This is a genomic window from Burkholderia sp. CCA53, from assembly GCF_001685525.1.
GTDB lineage: Bacteria > Pseudomonadota > Gammaproteobacteria > Burkholderiales > Burkholderiaceae > Burkholderia > Burkholderia multivorans.
Genome location: NZ_BDDJ01000002.1, coordinates 724,371 through 740,660, shown reverse-complemented (window position 1 = coordinate 740,660; position 16,290 = coordinate 724,371). Strand labels below are relative to the sequence as shown.

Sequence of the window (16,290 nt, the reverse complement as noted above, 5' to 3'; positions counted from 1 at the left end):
GGTCGTCACCACTTTAGTTTTCGGGTGTCCTGATGTCAAATAGCGAAATGGAGAAAGCACTCGAAACGGAAAAGCGGGGCCGCGCGTATGGCGGCGTGGCGCCCGAGGTACGCGCGGCGGAGCGGCGCGACGCGCTGATCCGCGCGGCCACGCGCGTGTTCGGCACGATCGGCTTTCGCAAGGCGACCGTGCGCGCGATCTGCCAGGAGGCGAAGCTGAACGACCGCTATTTCTATGCGGCATTCGACAGTACCGAAGATCTGCTGCGCTGCACGTACCTGCATCACGCGCAGCAGTTGCACGACGCGGTCGCGCATGCGGTGGCCGAGCACGGCGGCGCACTGCACGAGCGCATCGATGCGGGGCTCGCCGCGTTCTTCGGCTTCCTGCGCGATCCGTGCGCGGCGCGCGTGCTGCTACTCGAAGTGATGGGCGTCAGCGCGGATACCGATGCGACCTACCAGCGGATGCTGATCGACTTCGGCAAGCTGATCATGGCGATCGGCTCGGCGCGCGAGCCGCAGACCGTCGCCGAACGCACCGAGCAGCGGCTGATCGGGCTCGCGCTCGTCGGCGCGATGACGAACGTCGGCGCGGCCTGGCTGCTGACCGGCTATCGCGATCCCGAAGCGCAGATGGTCGCGAGTTGCAGGAAGGTGCTGCTGGGGACGTTGCGGGAAGCGGGCGGCGCGGACAAGTTGCCGACGTGAACGAGACCGGCGCGCCGCACTCGCGCTTCAGCGCGCGGTGCGCCTGCGCGTCGCGGGGCGTGCGGGCGGCGTGCGCGGCGTCGTGCCGATCGTCGCCTTCATCGCGTCGATGAACGCGCGCACCTTCGGCGACGGCAGCCGCGTCGACGGATACACCGCGTGAATCCCGGCCGGCGCCGCGCGCCATGCGGGCAGCAGCCGCACGAGCGAGCCGGCCGCGACGTCGTCCGCGATCGAGAAATCCGTCAGCAGCCCGAAGCCGCCACCCGCGAGCGCGATCGCGCGGCAGGCGGTTGCCGTGTTCGACACGACCGACGCGCTACAGCGCACCGACGCCTTGGCGCCGCGTGCGCTTTCGAGTTCGAGCGTATGCGGGCGCGCAAGCGTCGACAGCATCACGAACGGCAGCGCCGCGAGCGCGGCCGGATCGCGCGGCAGCCCGTAGCGCGCGACGAACGCGGGGCTTGCCACCAGCCACTTCTCGTACGTGCCGAGCTGCACCGCGCGATAGTTCGAATCGGCGAGCCGGCCGATGCGGACGGCGACGTCGAGGTTCTCCGCGACGAGATCGACCACGCGGTCGTTCGCGATCAGCTCGACGTCGAGCGACGGATGCGCATCGCGCAGCGCGACGACCGCCGGCGCGACGACCTGCGCGCCGTAGTCGACCGGCACGCTCACGCGCAGCGTGCCGCGCAGCGGCCCGGCGTCGGACGACACGGCGTCGAGCGCCGTTTCGGCGGCCTGCACGATGTCGCGGCACGCATCGTAGAACGCGCGGCCCGCGTCGGTCACGCTGAGCCGCCGCGTCGTGCGCACGAGCAGGTTTGCGCCGACTTCCGATTCGAGACGCTGCATGTGTGTGCTGACCACCGTCTTCGCGAGGCCGAGCCGTTCGGCCGCGGCCGTCAGCGACCCCGCTTCGACGACCGCAACGAACACCGCCAGCCGGTTCAGGTTCACGTCGCGCAGATCGGCCATCGTCGATTGTCCTATGGAAGCGGATAATGTTTCCGCGATTATCCGCCTTCTGGCGAACGTCGGCGAGCGGTACGCTGAGGCCGTTCGTCGCCGCGTCCGGCGACGCGTGAATCCGGAGTTCTTACATGCCTGCTGCTGCCCAGCCCGTATCGCCGATCCGCGTCTATTCGTTTCCGCTGTCGGGGCACGCGCATCGCGTCCGGCTGTTCCTGTCGCTGCTCGGTCTGCCGTTCGAGACCGTCGACGTCGATCTCGCGGCCGGCGCGCAGCGCGCACCGGCGTTTCTCGCGCTGAATCCGCTCGGCCAGGTGCCGGTGATCGACGACAACGGCACCGTGCTCGCCGATTCGAACGCGATCCTCGTGTATCTCGCGAAGCGCTACGGCGACGCGCATTGGCTGCCCGACGATCCGCTCGGCGCGGCGGCCGTGCAGCGCTGGCTGTCGTTCGCGGCCGGGCCGATCGCGACGGGGCCGGCGGCCGCGCGGCTCGTCACCGTGTTCGGCGCGACGCTCGATCACGACGCCGCGAAGCGCACGGCCGCGAAGCTGCTGACCGCGATCGACGGCGAACTCGCCGACAAGCCGTTCGCGACCGGCGCGCAGCCGACGATCGCCGACATCGCCGCATACACGTACATCGCGCATGCGCCGGAAGGCGGCGTGTCGCTCGACCCGTATCCGCACGTGCGCGCGTGGCTCGCGCGGATCGAGGCGCTGCCGCGCTTCATTGCGATGCAGTCGACGCGCGCGGGCCTGCTGGCCGACGCCGCGCCCGGGAGCACGACGTGAACGCGCCGACCGCCGCGATACCGGGCTGGGAACTGCCGGGCTCGCCGTTTCATGCGGGCGAGCGCGCCGTGCAGCAGCGCGCCGGCGTCACCGACGCCGCCGATGCGATCGGGCTGCGCGGTATCCGCCGCTTCATGCCCGAACAGCACCGTACGTTCTTTGCGCAGCTGCCGTTCTTCGTGGTCGGCGGCGTCGATGCGGACGGTCAGCCGTGGGCGACGCTGCGCGTCGGCGAGCCGGGCTTCGTGTCGTCGCCCGACGCGCGCACGCTGACGATCGCGGGCGGCACGCTGCCGGACGATCCGCTGGCCGGTACGTGGTACGCCGGCGCGCTGCTCGGCGGACTCGGCATCGAGTTCGCGACGCGGCGGCGCAATCGCGTGAACGGCGTCGTGCAGGCGGTGGACGGCGACGCGCTGACGATCGCGGTCGAGCAGAGTTTCGGCAACTGCGCGAAGTACATCCAGGCGCGCACGCCGATCGCCGCGCCGCACGACGGGCACGCGCGGCCCGCGACGCAGCGGTCCGACCGTCTCGGCGACGACGATCGCACGCTGCTCGCGCAAGCCGATACGTTTTTCGTCGCGAGCGCGAACGCGTCGGCCGAGGCGGGCGTCGCGCGCGGCGCGGACGTGTCGCATCGCGGCGGAATGCCGGGCTTCGTGCGCGTCGAAGATGCGCGGACGCTGGCGACGCCCGATTTCAGCGGCAACCGGCTGTTCAATACGCTCGGCAACCTGCAGCACGACCCGCGCGCCGGGCTGCTGTTCGTCGACTTCGGGCGCGGCGATCTGCTGTACGTGGCCGCACGCGCCGAGATCGTCTGGGACGGGCCGCTCGTCGCGTCGTTCGACGGCGCGCAACGCGTCGTGCGCTTTCATGTGACGGACGTGCGGCGTACTGCGGCCGTGCTGCCGTTCCGCTGGTCGCCGGTCGAGCGCGCGCCGCAGTTCAAGTAGCGCGCTAGTACCCTGCGGCATGCGGCCGCAGCGCGCGTGCTGCGCAAAAATCGCGCGCAACTGCTTCTTTTTCCGCAGGCCTGTCGGACCGACGATAGCGTCAACCGATAGACGAAAGGAGCACACCATGAAGCTGTTCAGCATGATCCGCCTCGTTCTGTGGAGTTTCTTCGGCGTACGCAACAGCAAGGCGCACGCGTCCGATCTCGCGAACGTCAACTTCACGCTGCTGCCGTTCGTCGCGATCGTGCTCGCGCTGCTCGTCGGCGCGGCGATTTACGGCGTCGTGCACCTGGTCGTCGATCCGACCGTGACGACGCAGGGGTTTTGAGCGCGGCACGCTATCACGCCGCCCGCCGCGCCCGCTGTCGCTCACGCTCGACCGTCAGCCGTCCGTCCTCCCTCCGCCGCCGCCGATTTCCCGGCCCCGCGCCGCGCGCGCGGTAAAATGCGCGCCACGCCGCGATGCCGCGCGCGATGCGCATGCCCCGTTGCGTAAACGGCGCTTCTGCCCGCATCGCTCGCCCATCGCGGCATCGAAGCGTTCCCCGCATGCCCGACCACGCAATTGCGCCCGCCGCCGCCCGTCCGACGAACGATCGACGGCGGCGCCGGCGTTGCGCGTCGCGCGCATCCGATGTCCGATCCCGCGTTTTCCCGATCGAGCGGCGCGTACGCGTGCGCATCGTCCGGCTCGTCCCGCGAACGGCGCACGGAGGCGCACTCGGCGGGGCGCGCCGTGCAGCTTCGTAACGTGTTTCGACAGGATCGAATGGCGAGTGCGCCATCCATAACCATGACGGTAAGCAAAACAACCGCGCGGCGTACGCAACGGCGCCGCGCGAATGCGGGCCTCTGCGCCGGCCTCGGCATCACGCTTTTCGCGGCGCAGGCCGTCGCGGCACCGGGCGACGCGCCCGCATCGGGCGCCGAAGCGACGCCCGCAGCGGCCGCCACGGCGGCACCCGATGCGACGCTGCCGGCGATCACGGTCAGCGGCGCACGCGGCCATACCTATCGCGCGCGCGAAGCATCGGTCGCCGGTTTCGACGACGCGCCGCTGCTCGACACGCCCGCGTCGGTCAACGTCGTCACGCGCGCGCAGCTCGACGATCAGCAGGCGAAGCGCTTGAGCGACGTCGTGCGCAACGACGCGTCGGTCGTCAACGACTACGCACCGGTCGGCTACTTTGAAGGCTTCGCGATCCGCGGCTTTCCGGTCGACCTGGCGAGCGCGATCCGGATCGACGGGCTGACGGTGTCCGGCGAGCAGAACGTGCCGCTCGAGAACAAGGAACGCGTCGAGATCCTGAAAGGGCTCGCCGGCATCGACAGCGGCGTCGTCGCGCCGGGCGGCGTGATCAACTTCGTGACCAAGCGCTCCGCCAACGTCGCGAGCGTGACCGCGGGCGTCGACAGCCGCGGCTCGACATCGGCGGCCGTGGACGTCGGCCGGCGCTTCGGGCCGGACAACCAGTTCGGCTTCCGCGTGAACGCCGCGAAGGAAAACATGCACTCGTACATCGACGGTACGAACGGACGCCGCACGTTCGGTTCGATCGCCGTCGACTGGGACATCAGCCCGCGTGCGAGCCTGCAGCTGAACGCCGAGTTCCAGCAGTGGATCCAGCGTTCCGCACCCGGCTATCAACTGCTCGGCGGCACCGTCGTACCGTCGGTGCATACGACGTCGAAGGCGCTCGGCACCCAGCCGTGGGCGAAGCCCGTCACGACCGATGCGCTGAACCTGAACGCGCGCTTCGACTATCAGTTCAACGACGACTGGAAAGCGTACATCGCCGCCGGCCGCAGCCGCACGATGATCGACGACAACAGCGCGTTTGCATACGGCTGCTACTACGCGGCGAGCTGCGTGGCCGGCACGACGTCGCCGTTCTTCTTCGGCGCGAATGGCGACTACGACGTGTACGACTTCCGCAGCCCCGGCGAATACCGCCGCAACGACGACGTGCGCGCGGTGACGACGGGCAAGTTCGCGACCGGGCCGCTGCGGCACGAGCTGACGCTCGGCCTGAGCGTGCAGCGTCGCGTCGTGCACATGGCGAGTGCGGTGTACGACTACGTCGGCAGCGAGAACATCTACGGTCCCGATGTCGCGTTCGCGCCGTCGCCGAACGTGGCGGGCCCGTCGTATCCGCAGCTCGACGCATGGCAGTACGGACTGTTCGGGCTCGACCGCATCAGCATCGGCGAACACTGGCAGGTGCTCGCGGGCGGCAAGGAAGTGCTGCTGCGTCAACGCAGCTGGGACAGCATCGACGGCCCGGCCACGCGCACCGATCGTTCCGTGTTCTTGCCGCAGGTCGCGCTCGTGTACAAGCCGGTGCGTGCGTTGTCGCTCTATGCGTCGTACAGCAAGGCGCTGTCGCTCGGCGATCAGGCGCCCCTGCGCGCGACCAATGCGTATGCGTTCCTGCCGCCGGTCGAATCGCATCAGGTCGAAGTCGGCGCGAAGTACGACTGGCTCGACCGGCTGAGCCTGACGGCCGCGCTGTTCACGATCAGCAAGCCGTTCCAGTTCGCCGATCCCGATGCGTCGGGCAGCAGCTACACGTTCGTGCAGCGCGGCACGCAGCGGCATCAGGGGATCGAGCTCGGCGCGGCCGGGCGGCTCACCGAGCGCCTGTCGCTGTCCGCGAGCGTCGCCGCGATTCGCGCCCGCGCGTACGATTCGGGCAGCGCCGCGTACGAAGGGCATCAGATCATCAACGTGCCGGCGCTGCGCGCGTCGCTGTATGCCGACTACGCGGTGCCCGGCGTCGCCGGGCTCGACGTGCTCGGCGGCGTCGAGTACAGCGCGAGCCGCAACGCGAACGAAGAAGGCACCGCGCGCGTGCCGTCGTGGTTCGTGTTCAATCTCGGCGCGCGCTATACGACGAAGATCGCCGGCCATCGCACCGTGCTGCGCGTGTCGGTGGACAATCTGTTCAACAAGTTCTACTGGCGCGACGCCGGCGAGCAGCAGGGCGACGCGTATCTGTTCCCCGGCGCGCCGCGCACCGCGCGCGTGTCGTTGACCTATGATTTCTGATCGCCGCGCAGCGGCTACCCAGGAGCCCATACGATGTCCTCCCTCGAAATCGCCGGCGTGATCGTCAGCGCGCTCGCGATCTGGCTGACCGCGAAGCGGCGGATGCTGTGCTGGCCGGTCGGGCTCGCGTCGGTCGCGCTGTACGGCTGGATCTTCTTCGACGCGAAGCTGTATTCCGACATGCTGCTGCAAGGCGCGTTCGCGGTGCTGCAGGTGTACGGCTGGCGCCGCTGGCTTGCACAGCGTACGCTCGAGGTGGGCGGCCACGCGGCGCCGGCCGGCGACGTCGCGCCCGTCACGGGCGTGCGGCCGCGACAAATGCTGCCCGACCTGATCGCGGCCGTGATCGGCAGCGCGCTGCTCGGCGGCATGATGGCGCGCTGGACCGATGCGGCGCTGCCGTTCGTCGATGCGTCGCTCACTGCGTTCAGCCTCGTCGCGCAATACTGGACCGCGCGGCGCTATATCGCGTCGTGGGGCCTGTGGATCGTCGTGAACGTCGTGTACGTCGGGATGTTCGTGTTCAAGGCGCTGTATCTGACGGCCGGGCTCTATGCGCTGTTCATCGCGCTCGCCGTCATCGGCTGGCGCGACTGGAGCCGCACCGCCGATGCGCTGCGCGCCGACGCGCGCGCGGCACACTGATCCACGCGATTCAATTACGGAGCGACGTCGTTCATGTCATTTCCCCTCGAGCCGGACGGTCCTGCCGCACGCGAGGTCGCACCGCCGCAGTTCGGCGTCGACGGCGAACAGGCCGAGCGCGACTGGCCGCTGATCACGCACGAGGAAGTCGCGGCCGTGCTCGCGCGGATCGACGGCGCGGGCGTGCCCGCGCGCCTGACCTGGCACAGTCCGCGGCCGTTCTCGGCGGCGGTGCTGGTGCGCACGGACGACCAGCGCGCGCTGTTCGTCAAGCGTCACCACGCGACCCTGCGCGACGTCGAAGGGCTCGCCGAAGAGCACCGCTTCATTGCGCATCTGCGCGCACACGGCTGCCCGGTGCCCGACGTGCTCGCCGACCGCGACGGCGCGACCGCGTTTTCATTGGGCGACTGGACGTACGAAGTGCATGTCGTCGCGCCCGGTGTCGATGCGTATCGCGGCGTGATGTCGTGGAAGCCGTTCGCGCATCCGTCGCATGCCTATGCGGCCGGCCGCGCGCTCGCGCAACTGCATCGCGCGTCGGCCGGCTACGATGCGCCGGCGCGGCCGATTCGCACGCTGCTGTCGAGTTTTCGCGTGCTGTCGAGCGCGGATCTGGCCAGCGCGCTCGAACGCTGGGTCGAGGCGCAGCCGCTGCTCGTGCGCGCGCTCGGCACGCGCGACTGGCGCGCGGACGTCGCCGCGACGATCGGGCCGTATCACGCGCGCGTCGTGCCGCTGTTGCCCGCACTGGCACCGTTATGGACGCACGGCGACTGGCATGCGTCGAACCTGCTGTGGACCGATGCGGCGCCCGGCGCGCAGGTGTGCACCGTGCTCGATTTCGGGTTGTCGGACCGCACGTGCGCGGTGATGGACGTCGCGCTCGCGATCGAGCGCAACATGATCGACTGGCTCGCGCCGGCCGATGCACGGCGCGTCGAGTACGAGCAGATCGATGCGCTGCTCGACGGCTACGAATCGCTCGACCCGCTCAGCGACGACGCCTATGCGGCGCTCGTCGCGCTGCTGCCGATCGTGCATACGGAATTCGCGCTGTCGGAAGTCGCGTATTTCGGTTGCATCGTGAACGCGCCGGACATCGTCGACGTCGCGTACGACGGCTATCTGCTCGGCCACGCGCGATGGTTCGGCGGCCGCGACGGCCGGCAACTGCTCGACCGGCTCGAGCAGCGCCGGCGCGGCAAACGCAGCGGCGCGTGATGCATGCCGATCGCGGCGCGTCTCGCGCGCGGCGGCCCGATCAGACCTGCGCGAGCGCCTGATCGAGATCGGCGATCAGATCGTCGATATGCTCGATGCCGATCGACAGCCGCACCGTTTCCTCCTTCACGCCGGCCTTCGCGAGTTCGGCCGGCGACAACTGCCGATGCGTGGTCGACGCCGGATGCGTCGCGAGCGATTTCGTGTCGCCGATGTTGACGAGCCGCGTGAACAGCTTCAGCGCATCCTGGAACTTCGCACCGCCTGCGCGGCCGCCTTTCACGCCGAACGTCAGCAGGCCCGGCGCACGTCCCGACAGATAGCGCGCGACGAGCGGATGATCGGGATGGTCGGGCAGCCCCGCATAGTTGACCCACTCGACGCGTTCGTGACGCGCGAGATGCTGCGCGATCTTCAGTGCGTTGTCGCTGATGCGCTCGATGCGCAGCGCGAGCGTCTCGATCCCTTGCAGAATCTGGAACGCGTTGAACGGCGAGATCGCGGCGCCCATGTTGCGCAGCGGCACGACGCGCGCGCGGCCGATATAGGCGGCCGGCCCGAACGCTTCCGTATAGACGACGCCGTGATAGCTGACGTCCGGTTCGCTGAGGCGCTTGAAGCGGTCCGCATGGTCGGCCCACGGGAACCTGCCCGAATCGACGATCGCGCCGCCGAGGCTCGTGCCGTGACCGCCGAGATACTTCGTCAGCGAATGCACGACGATGTCCGCGCCGTGCTCGAACGGGCGCAGCAGATACGGCGACGGCACCGTGTTGTCGACGATGAGCGGAATGCCGTGGCGATGCGCGATGTCGGCGAGCGCCGCGATATCGGTGATGTTGCCGAGCGGGTTGCCGACCGATTCGGCGAAGATCGCCTTCGTGTGCGCATCGATCAGCGGTGCGAACGATGCGGGGTCGCGCGGATCGGCGAAGCGCGTCGTAATGCCGTATTGCGGCAGCGTATGCGCGAACAGGTTGTAGGTGCCGCCGTAGAGCGAACTGGCCGCGACGATGTTGTCGCCCGCTTCCGCGATCGTCTGGATCGCATACGTGACGGCTGCCTGACCCGACGCCAGCGCGAGCGCGCCGACGCCGCCCTCGAGCGCGGCGAGCCGCTGCTCGAGCACGTCGGTCGTCGGGTTCATGATGCGCGTATAGATGTTGCCCTGGACCTTCAGGTCGAACAGGTCGGCGCCGTGCTGCGTGTCGTCGAACGCATACGCGACGGTCTGATAGATCGGTACCGCGACGGCGCGCGTCGTCGGATCGGGGCGGTAGCCGCCATGGACGGCGAGCGTTTCGAGTCGCCACTTCGAAGAGGCCTGATCGGTCATGCGTGCTCCGTCTGTTGTTGTGATGATCGGGCGATTATAGGAGCGCACCGGGCGCGAAGCTTAGAACGAATGGTGCGTTGCTTATCCGCGCAGCGCGCATAGAATGCGTTTTTCCGCAGACGAAAGGTGTGCGATGGATCAGGATCAGTGGAACCGTGTGGACGCGTATTTCTCGGCGACGCTCGTGCCGTCCGACGATGTGCTCGATGCCGCGCTGGCGGCGAGCGAGGCAGCCGGGCTGCCGGCGATCAACGTCGCGCCGAATCAGGGCAAGCTGCTGCAACTGCTCGCGACGATCCGCGGTGCGCGGCGCATTCTCGAGGTCGGCACGCTCGGCGGCTACAGCACGATCTGGCTGGCGCGCGCGTTGCCGCCCGGCGGCCGGCTCGTGACGCTCGAGCTCAATCCGGCGCACGCGGCGGTCGCGACGCAGAATATCGCGCGCGCGGGCTTCGCGGATGTCGTATCGGTCGTCGTCGGCAGCGCGAAGGACAGTCTCGCGCGGCTCATTGCCGAGGGCGAGGCGCCGTTCGATTTCATCTTCATCGACGCGGACAAGGACAACAACCGCGCTTATCTCGATGCGGCGCTGAAGTTGTCGCGGCCGGGCACGGTGATTGTCGTGGACAACGTCGTGCGGCGCGGGCGCGTGGCCGATCCGGACAATCGCGATCCGGATGTCGTCGGCGTGCGCGAAGGGTTCGCGCGCATCGTCGCCGAGCCGAAGCTGACGACGACGGCCGTGCAGACGGTCGGGCAGAAGGGGTGGGACGGGTTTTCGATTTCGATTGTGGGCGAGTGATGCGATCGCAGCGTGCCCGCCCGGCGCGCATCGCGCGGCCGTTCACACGCGACAAATCGCGATGATCTCCGCACTCGTCGCGTCGTCGAACGGCGCGCCTTGCCAATCGCCGTACCAGTCGACCGCCGAGAAGCCGGCGGCCGCCACGCGCTCCTGCAGCTCGCGCTGCGCGATGAACCGCAATCGGCTCGCATGTGTGACGCGCGTGTCGTCGCGCACGAAACGATAGTGCGTATCGAACGAGACGATCGGCCCTTCGACCGCATGCGACACGTGCTGCAGCTCGACCGCGCCGAACGTCGGCGAATCGACGCGGCGCGCCGACTGCTGCGGCGTCCACGCGCGCCAGGGTTCCAGGCGCGGGTTGCGCGTCTCGAACAGGAAGCGCCCGTCCGGCGCAAGCACGCGGCGTACGCCGCGCAGCATGGCGTCGATCGCGTCGTCGCGCAGCAGGCACTGGAACGCGTGCCCCGTCATCACGGCCGCGTCGAACGGCGCGCCGGGCGGCAGGTCGCGCAGGTCGCACGCGATCCAGCGCACCGCGTCGGCGCCCGGCTGACGTCGCGCGTAGTCGATCATCGCGGGCGCCGGATCGATCGCGACGACGTCGTGCCCGGCCGTCGCGAGCCGGCGGGCAAACGTGCCGGTCCCACAGCCGACGTCGAGGATGCGCTGCGGTGCGGCGCCGATGCGCGCGGCGTAGAACATGAAATCGTGATCGCCCGCGTTGAACAGGTCGTAGACCGCGACGAGACGCGCATCCGTGTACAGCGTTTCATCGGCGGGCGCGACGGCCGTGCGGCGCGTCACCGCTGCTGCACCGCGACGCGCAGACCGAGCGCGATGAAGATCGAGCCGATGATCTTGCCCTGCCAGCGCGTGAGCCACGTGAGCCGCTTCACGATGCGGCCGAGCGGACGGATCGAGCACGCGATCAGCGTCGTGTAGAGCGAACTGAGCACGACGAAGATCAGCCCGAGTACCGCGAACTGCACGAACGTCGAGCCGCGTTCCGGGTGCACGAACTGCGGCATGAACGCGAGAAAGAACAGCGCCGTCTTCGGGTTCAGCACTTCGGCGGGAATCGCCTGCAGATACGCCTTCAGCGGCGTGACGGGCGCCACCTTCGGCAGCGACGGATCGGACGGCTTGTCGAGCAGCGCGCGCACGCCGAGATAGATCAGATACGCGGCGCCGACCCACTTGACGACGTTGAAGGCCAGCGCGGACGTCATCAGCAGCGCGGACAGCCCGACCGCCGCGAACAGCGTATGCACGAAGTCGCCGCTCGCGACGCCGAGGCCCGTCATGATGCCGGTGCGGCGGCCGCCCTGGACGGTCCGGCTCAGCACGAGCAGCACCGCGGGACCGGGAATCAGGAAGAGACCGAGGACGACGGCGGTGAAGGTGGTCAGCGTGGTCAGGTCGAACATGGCGGCTCCGGGAAGGGGTGCTGCGGTGCGATTCCGCGCATTGTATTCGGTTCGGCGCGACGCTGCCGAAGCCCGGCCTGAGCCGCGCCGGCGTGGCGATGGGCGAACCGTGCGACGCGCGGACGACGATCCTGTCAGCCGCCCAGCTCTGCCGCGAGAAAATCGACGAACGCGCGGATCCGCGTCGACATCTGATGGCGCTGGGCGTATACCGCATAGATGTCCGCGCTCGGCGTTTCGTAATCCGGCAGCACGACGACGAGGCGCCCGTCGGCCAGATAGTCGCGGATGTCCCACTCGGCACGCATCAGGATGCCGTGCCCGTCGAGTGCCCACTTTACTGCGATCTCGCCGTCGTTCGTCGTCAGATTGCCGTTGATTCGCACGGCTTCGGTCCGGCGCGCCGCACCGCGGCCCGTCGTCAGCCGCCAGATGCCGTAGCCTTCGTCGCCTTGCCGGATGCCGATGCAGTTGTGCCGCGTCAGTTCGTGCGGCGTGCCCGGTGTGCCGTGCCGCGCGAGATACGCGGGCGCCGCGCACAGCAGCCGGCGGTTCGGCGCAAGCCGGCGCGCGACGACGCGCGTGTCGGGCGGCTCGCCGAAGCGGATGGAGACGTCGAACGCGTCGTCGGTGAGCGGCGGCGGCATCACCGACAGCTGCAGTTGCACCGACACCTCCGGATAGCGCGCGACGAAACGCGAGATCGCCGGACCGACATGGCTGCGCCCGAAGCCGAGCGTCGCGTTCACGCGCAGCAGCCCCTTCGGCCGCTGCTTCGCGCTGCCGAGCAGTTCGCCGAGCTCGTCCATCTGATCGAGGATGCGGCGCGCGTAGTCGAGATACACGTCGCCTTCGGGCGTCAGCATCATGCGACGCGTCGTCCGGTTGACGAGCGTGACGCCCGCGCGCCGCTCCATCTGCGTGAGCCGCTTGCTGACGGCCGCCGCCGTCAGCCCGAGTTCGCGCGCGGCCGCACTGAGGCTGCCCGATGCGGCCAGCGTCGAGAAGAAAGCCAGATCGGCCGGCTGCACGGTGTCCGTCATGACGCCATTCGTGAACTGAAGTTAAAGATGCTTTGAGTCTAGCACCGGTTCCTGCACTGCCGGTTCGGTAAAGTGGCCGCACGCTCACGATCAATCGAGGTATTCGCATGAAGACGTACCGTATCGCGACCATTCCTGGCGACGGCATCGGCAAGGAAGTCGTGCCGGCCGGCAAGCAGGTGCTCGAGGCGCTGGCCCGCGGCAGCGACCGCTTTGCGTTCGAGTTCGAGGATTTCGACTGGGGCGCGGACTACTACCGCCGGCACGGCGCGATGATGCCGGCCGACGGCCTCGACGCGCTGCGCGGCAAGGACGCGATCCTGTTCGGCTCGGCCGGCGACCCGGATGTGCCGGACCACGTGACGCTGTGGGGGCTGCGGCTGAAGATTTGCCAGGGCTTCGATCAGTACGCGAACGTGCGGCCGACGCGCATCCTGCCCGGCATCGATGCACCGCTGAAACGCTGCGGCCCGGACGACCTGAACTGGGTGATCGTGCGGGAGAACTCGGAAGGCGAGTACGCGGGTGTCGGCGGCCGCGTGCATCAGGGCCATCCGATCGAGGCCGCGACCGACGTGTCGATCCTCACGCGTGTCGGCGTCGAGCGAATCATGCGCTTTGCGTTCCGGCTTGCGCAATCGCGTCCGCGCAAGCTGCTGACGGTCATCACGAAGAGCAACGCGCAGCGTCACGCGATGGTGATGTGGGACGAGATCGCGAAGCAGGTCGCGCAGGAGTTTCCGGACGTCACATGGGACAAGGAACTCGTCGATGCGGCGACGGCGCGGATGGTCAATCGTCCTGCCTCGCTCGACACGATCGTCGCGACGAACCTGCATGCGGACATCCTCAGCGATCTTGCGGCCGCGCTCGCCGGCAGCCTCGGCATCGCGCCGACCGGCAACATCGATCCCGAACGCCGCTATCCGTCGATGTTCGAGCCGATCCACGGCTCCGCGTTCGACATCATGGGCAAGGGGCTCGCGAATCCGGTCGGCACGTTCTGGTCGGTCGTGATGCTGCTCGAGCATCTCGGCGAGACCGAAGCGGCCGCGCGCGTGATGCGCGCGATCGAAGCCGTGACGGCCGATCCGTCGCTGCATACGCGCGACCTCGGCGGCCATGCGACGACCGCGCAGGTGACGGCGGCCGTCTGCGAGCACGTCGCGCACGCGGCCGTGACGGCCTGACGGCGGGCGCCCCTCTGCGGGCGCGCCGTTTCGTGCCAATCGACTCGATCTGCCCACGACTCGCGCAAGCGACGCGAGCGGGGCGTCGATCCGCACCGCGGATCGGCCGGCATTCCTATCACAGAGCACGCCTCGACCTCGAAGGAGGAGACACATGCAAGCGGATCCGGAAACCCGCGTCGCGCGGAAACTGATGTGGCGCATCATTCCGTTCGTGATGCTGCTGTATTTCGTCAGCTTTCTCGATCGCGTCAACGTCGGCTTCGCCGCGATGACGATGAACAAGGCGATCGGTCTGTCGCCTACAGCGTTCGGACTCGGCGGCGGCTTGTTCTTCATCGGCTACTTCCTGTTCGAGGTGCCGTCGAACCTGATTCTTCACCGGGTCGGCGCGCGGATCTGGATTGCGCGCGTGATGATCACGTGGGGCATCGTGTCAGCCGTGTCCGCGTTCGCCGTCGGACCGACGAGCTTCTACGTGCTGCGCTTCCTGCTCGGCGTGGCGGAGGCCGGGTTTTTCCCCGGCATCATCCTGTACCTGAGCCTGTGGTTTCCGGCGCGGCAGCGCGCGGTGGCCGCCGCGTGGTTCATGGCGGCCGCGCCGATCTCGACTGCGATCGGCTCGCCGCTATCCGGCGCCATCATGCAGATGCCGCCGATGTTCGGCCTCGCGGACTGGCAGATGCTGTACATCGTCGAAGCGTTGCCGGCGATCGTGCTCGGCTTCGTCGTGCTGAAGTGCCTGACCGATGCGCCGTCGAAGGCCGCATGGCTGCAACCGGACGAGCGCGACTGGCTGATCGCGAAGCTGAAGTCCGAAGCCGACGCGCGGCACGGGCGCAGCGGCCATGCGGCCGGCGCGTGGCAGGCGCTGCGCGACCCGCGCGTGCTCGCGCTCGCACTGATCTACTTCGGCACGTCGGCGGGGCTCTATACGCTCGGCTTGTGGGCGCCGCTGATGGTGAAGCAGTTCGGCTTCAGCGCGCTGCAGACAGGCCTGCTGACCGGCATTCCGAGCGTCGCGGCGGTCGTCGCGATGATCGTGTGGGCGCGTCATTCGGACCGCACCGGCGAGCGCACGTGGCACGTCGTGATTCCTTGCGTACTCGCGTGCATCGGTTTCGTGTTCGCCGGCGGGGCGAGCACGGCGCTGCTGACGGTGCTCGCGCTGATTGTGGTCAACGTCGGGATCAGCGCTGCGAAGGCGCCGCTGTGGGCGATGCCGAGCGCGTTCCTGTCGGGTGCCGGTGCGGCCGCGGGGATCGCGATGATCAACTCGATCGGCAATCTCGGCGGCTTCCTCGGCCCGTTCGCGATCGGCTGGCTGAAGCAGGCGACGGGCGGGTATGCAGCGGGGCTCTACGTGGTGGCGGCGACGCTCGCGGTGTCGGCGATCGTCACGCTGATGCTGAGCCGCAAAGGTGCGCGCGAGCAGGTCGCGTCACGCGTGCAGCACCATCACTGAATGCGGCGGGCGATGTCGGCTGCGCATGTGTCGATCGATGCGGTCGACGTGTCGACGAAGCAGTCGCTGAACGCGCGCGACGCATAGCCTTCGCGATACATATCGGCGACGCGCTGCCGTTCCCATTCCGTCAGAGTGCGTGTGCCGCGGTCGGACGCCGCGATCGCCTGCGGCGGCGCGAGTGTTGCGACGAACAGGCGTGCGTGCCGCGCGTCGCATGCGGCGCGTAGACGGGCGTATTCGGCGTCCCCGATCGGATACGCGACGACCAGATAACGCTCGCGCGCGGCTGCGATCCGGTGGACGAGGCGCTCGAGCGCGATCGCCCACTGTGCGTGGAGCGGCGCATCGTCGGGCGCGTCGCGATCATCGCCGTCGACGAAGCGCGCATCGGGCAGCAGGCGCGCGAGCGCGACGCCGATCGTCGTCTTGCCGCTGTTGATCGGGCCGTTCAGGTGGATGACGGTGAGGGGAGACGGGGCGCGCATCGAGGGTGTGCGTGGTCGGTGGGCTTGCATTGTGCCTCGACGTGAAAGCGGTTCGTAATGAGAAGCTGCAGATCCATTAGAAAAATCATTCGATAAAGCGGCCTAAAGATTCCGGGCGGCAGGCCGATAGCCTTTCTCGGTAGCTCACAAAGGTATGACTAGAGCCGTACA

General features: G+C 68.7%; 15 protein-coding genes and 1 pseudogene. 10 read left to right on the top strand and 6 right to left on the bottom strand.

Going from position 1 to position 16,290, the window contains the following annotated elements; all coding sequences use genetic code 11:
* Positions 1-32: 32 nt before the first annotated feature.
* Positions 33-710, top strand: a complete 678-nt coding sequence (locus tag BCR55_RS19795; RefSeq protein WP_065495584.1) for a TetR/AcrR family transcriptional regulator — start codon at positions 33-35, stop codon at positions 708-710.
* Between the two features lie 27 nt (positions 711-737).
* Here BCR55_RS19795 and BCR55_RS19790 read toward each other — a convergent pair whose 3' ends face one another.
* On the bottom strand, positions 738-1,691 hold the full coding sequence (locus tag BCR55_RS19790; protein ID WP_065495579.1) for a LysR family transcriptional regulator: 954 nt from the start codon (positions 1,689-1,691) through the stop codon (positions 738-740).
* A gap of 125 nt (positions 1,692-1,816) precedes the next feature.
* On the opposite strand from BCR55_RS19790, the gene BCR55_RS19785 reads away from it, so the two are divergent.
* The 6 genes and pseudogenes from BCR55_RS19785 (at position 1,817) to BCR55_RS19760 (ending at position 8,362) form a co-directional block, all read left to right on the top strand.
* A complete protein-coding gene (locus BCR55_RS19785; RefSeq protein ID WP_065495575.1) occupies positions 1,817-2,482 on the top strand; it encodes a glutathione S-transferase family protein in 666 nt (221 codons plus the stop codon).
* A pseudogene (locus BCR55_RS19780) lies at positions 2,479-3,435 on the top strand (pyridoxamine 5'-phosphate oxidase family protein); the annotation flags it as partial. The gene BCR55_RS19785 and the pseudogene BCR55_RS19780, both read left to right, overlap by 4 nt.
* Positions 3,436-3,568: 133 nt before the next feature.
* A complete protein-coding gene (locus BCR55_RS19775; protein WP_006404301.1) occupies positions 3,569-3,772 on the top strand; it encodes a DUF2970 domain-containing protein in 204 nt (67 codons plus the stop codon).
* A 465-nt stretch (positions 3,773-4,237) separates the two neighbouring features.
* On the top strand, positions 4,238-6,493 hold the full coding sequence (locus BCR55_RS19770; protein WP_065495563.1) for a TonB-dependent siderophore receptor: 2,256 nt from the start codon (positions 4,238-4,240) through the stop codon (positions 6,491-6,493).
* 33 nt (positions 6,494-6,526) lie between these two features.
* Entirely contained in the window at positions 6,527-7,138 is a 612-nt protein-coding gene (pnuC, locus tag BCR55_RS19765; protein ID WP_065495559.1) for a nicotinamide riboside transporter PnuC, read from the top strand.
* Positions 7,139-7,171: 33 nt separating this feature from the next.
* Positions 7,172-8,362, top strand: coding sequence for a phosphotransferase enzyme family protein (locus BCR55_RS19760; RefSeq protein ID WP_065495556.1), 1,191 nt, complete (start codon positions 7,172-7,174; stop codon positions 8,360-8,362).
* 40 nt (positions 8,363-8,402) lie between these two features.
* On the opposite strand, the gene BCR55_RS19755 is transcribed toward BCR55_RS19760, so the two are convergent.
* A complete protein-coding gene (locus BCR55_RS19755) occupies positions 8,403-9,698 on the bottom strand; it encodes an O-acetylhomoserine aminocarboxypropyltransferase/cysteine synthase family protein (RefSeq protein ID WP_006397915.1) in 1,296 nt (431 codons plus the stop codon).
* 133 nt (positions 9,699-9,831) lie between these two features.
* Between BCR55_RS19755 and BCR55_RS19750 the strand changes: the two genes are divergently transcribed.
* Positions 9,832-10,500, top strand: a complete 669-nt coding sequence (locus tag BCR55_RS19750) for an O-methyltransferase (RefSeq protein WP_006397916.1) — start codon at positions 9,832-9,834, stop codon at positions 10,498-10,500.
* A gap of 42 nt (positions 10,501-10,542) precedes the next feature.
* Here BCR55_RS19750 and BCR55_RS19745 read toward each other — a convergent pair whose 3' ends face one another.
* The 3 genes from BCR55_RS19745 to BCR55_RS19735 all read right to left on the bottom strand — a co-directional run bounded on the left by BCR55_RS19745 (position 10,543) and on the right by BCR55_RS19735 (position 12,976).
* Positions 10,543-11,310, bottom strand: a complete 768-nt coding sequence (locus BCR55_RS19745) for a bifunctional 2-polyprenyl-6-hydroxyphenol methylase/3-demethylubiquinol 3-O-methyltransferase UbiG (protein WP_065495553.1) — start codon at positions 11,308-11,310, stop codon at positions 10,543-10,545.
* Positions 11,307-11,933, bottom strand: coding sequence for a LysE family translocator (locus BCR55_RS19740; RefSeq protein WP_059936844.1), 627 nt, complete (start codon positions 11,931-11,933; stop codon positions 11,307-11,309). Before BCR55_RS19740 ends, BCR55_RS19745 begins: the two co-directional genes overlap by 4 nt.
* A 134-nt stretch (positions 11,934-12,067) precedes the next feature.
* Positions 12,068-12,976: a LysR substrate-binding domain-containing protein gene (locus BCR55_RS19735; protein WP_065495551.1), complete on the bottom strand. Its 909-nt coding sequence runs from the start codon at positions 12,974-12,976 to the stop codon at positions 12,068-12,070.
* A 107-nt stretch (positions 12,977-13,083) separates the two neighbouring features.
* On the opposite strand from BCR55_RS19735, the gene BCR55_RS19730 reads away from it, so the two are divergent.
* Positions 13,084-14,166, top strand: coding sequence for a tartrate dehydrogenase (locus BCR55_RS19730; RefSeq protein WP_006397929.1), 1,083 nt, complete (start codon positions 13,084-13,086; stop codon positions 14,164-14,166).
* 154 nt (positions 14,167-14,320) lie between these two features.
* The gene (locus tag BCR55_RS19725; protein ID WP_065495549.1) at positions 14,321-15,631 is read left to right on the top strand and encodes an MFS transporter; all 1,311 of its coding nucleotides are present in this window, start codon (positions 14,321-14,323) and stop codon (positions 15,629-15,631) included.
* On the opposite strand, the gene BCR55_RS19720 is transcribed toward BCR55_RS19725, so the two are convergent.
* Positions 15,625-16,119, bottom strand: coding sequence for a shikimate kinase (locus BCR55_RS19720; protein ID WP_053297901.1), 495 nt, complete (start codon positions 16,117-16,119; stop codon positions 15,625-15,627). The genes BCR55_RS19725 and BCR55_RS19720 overlap by 7 nt on opposite strands.
* Positions 16,120-16,290: the final 171 nt, after the last annotated feature.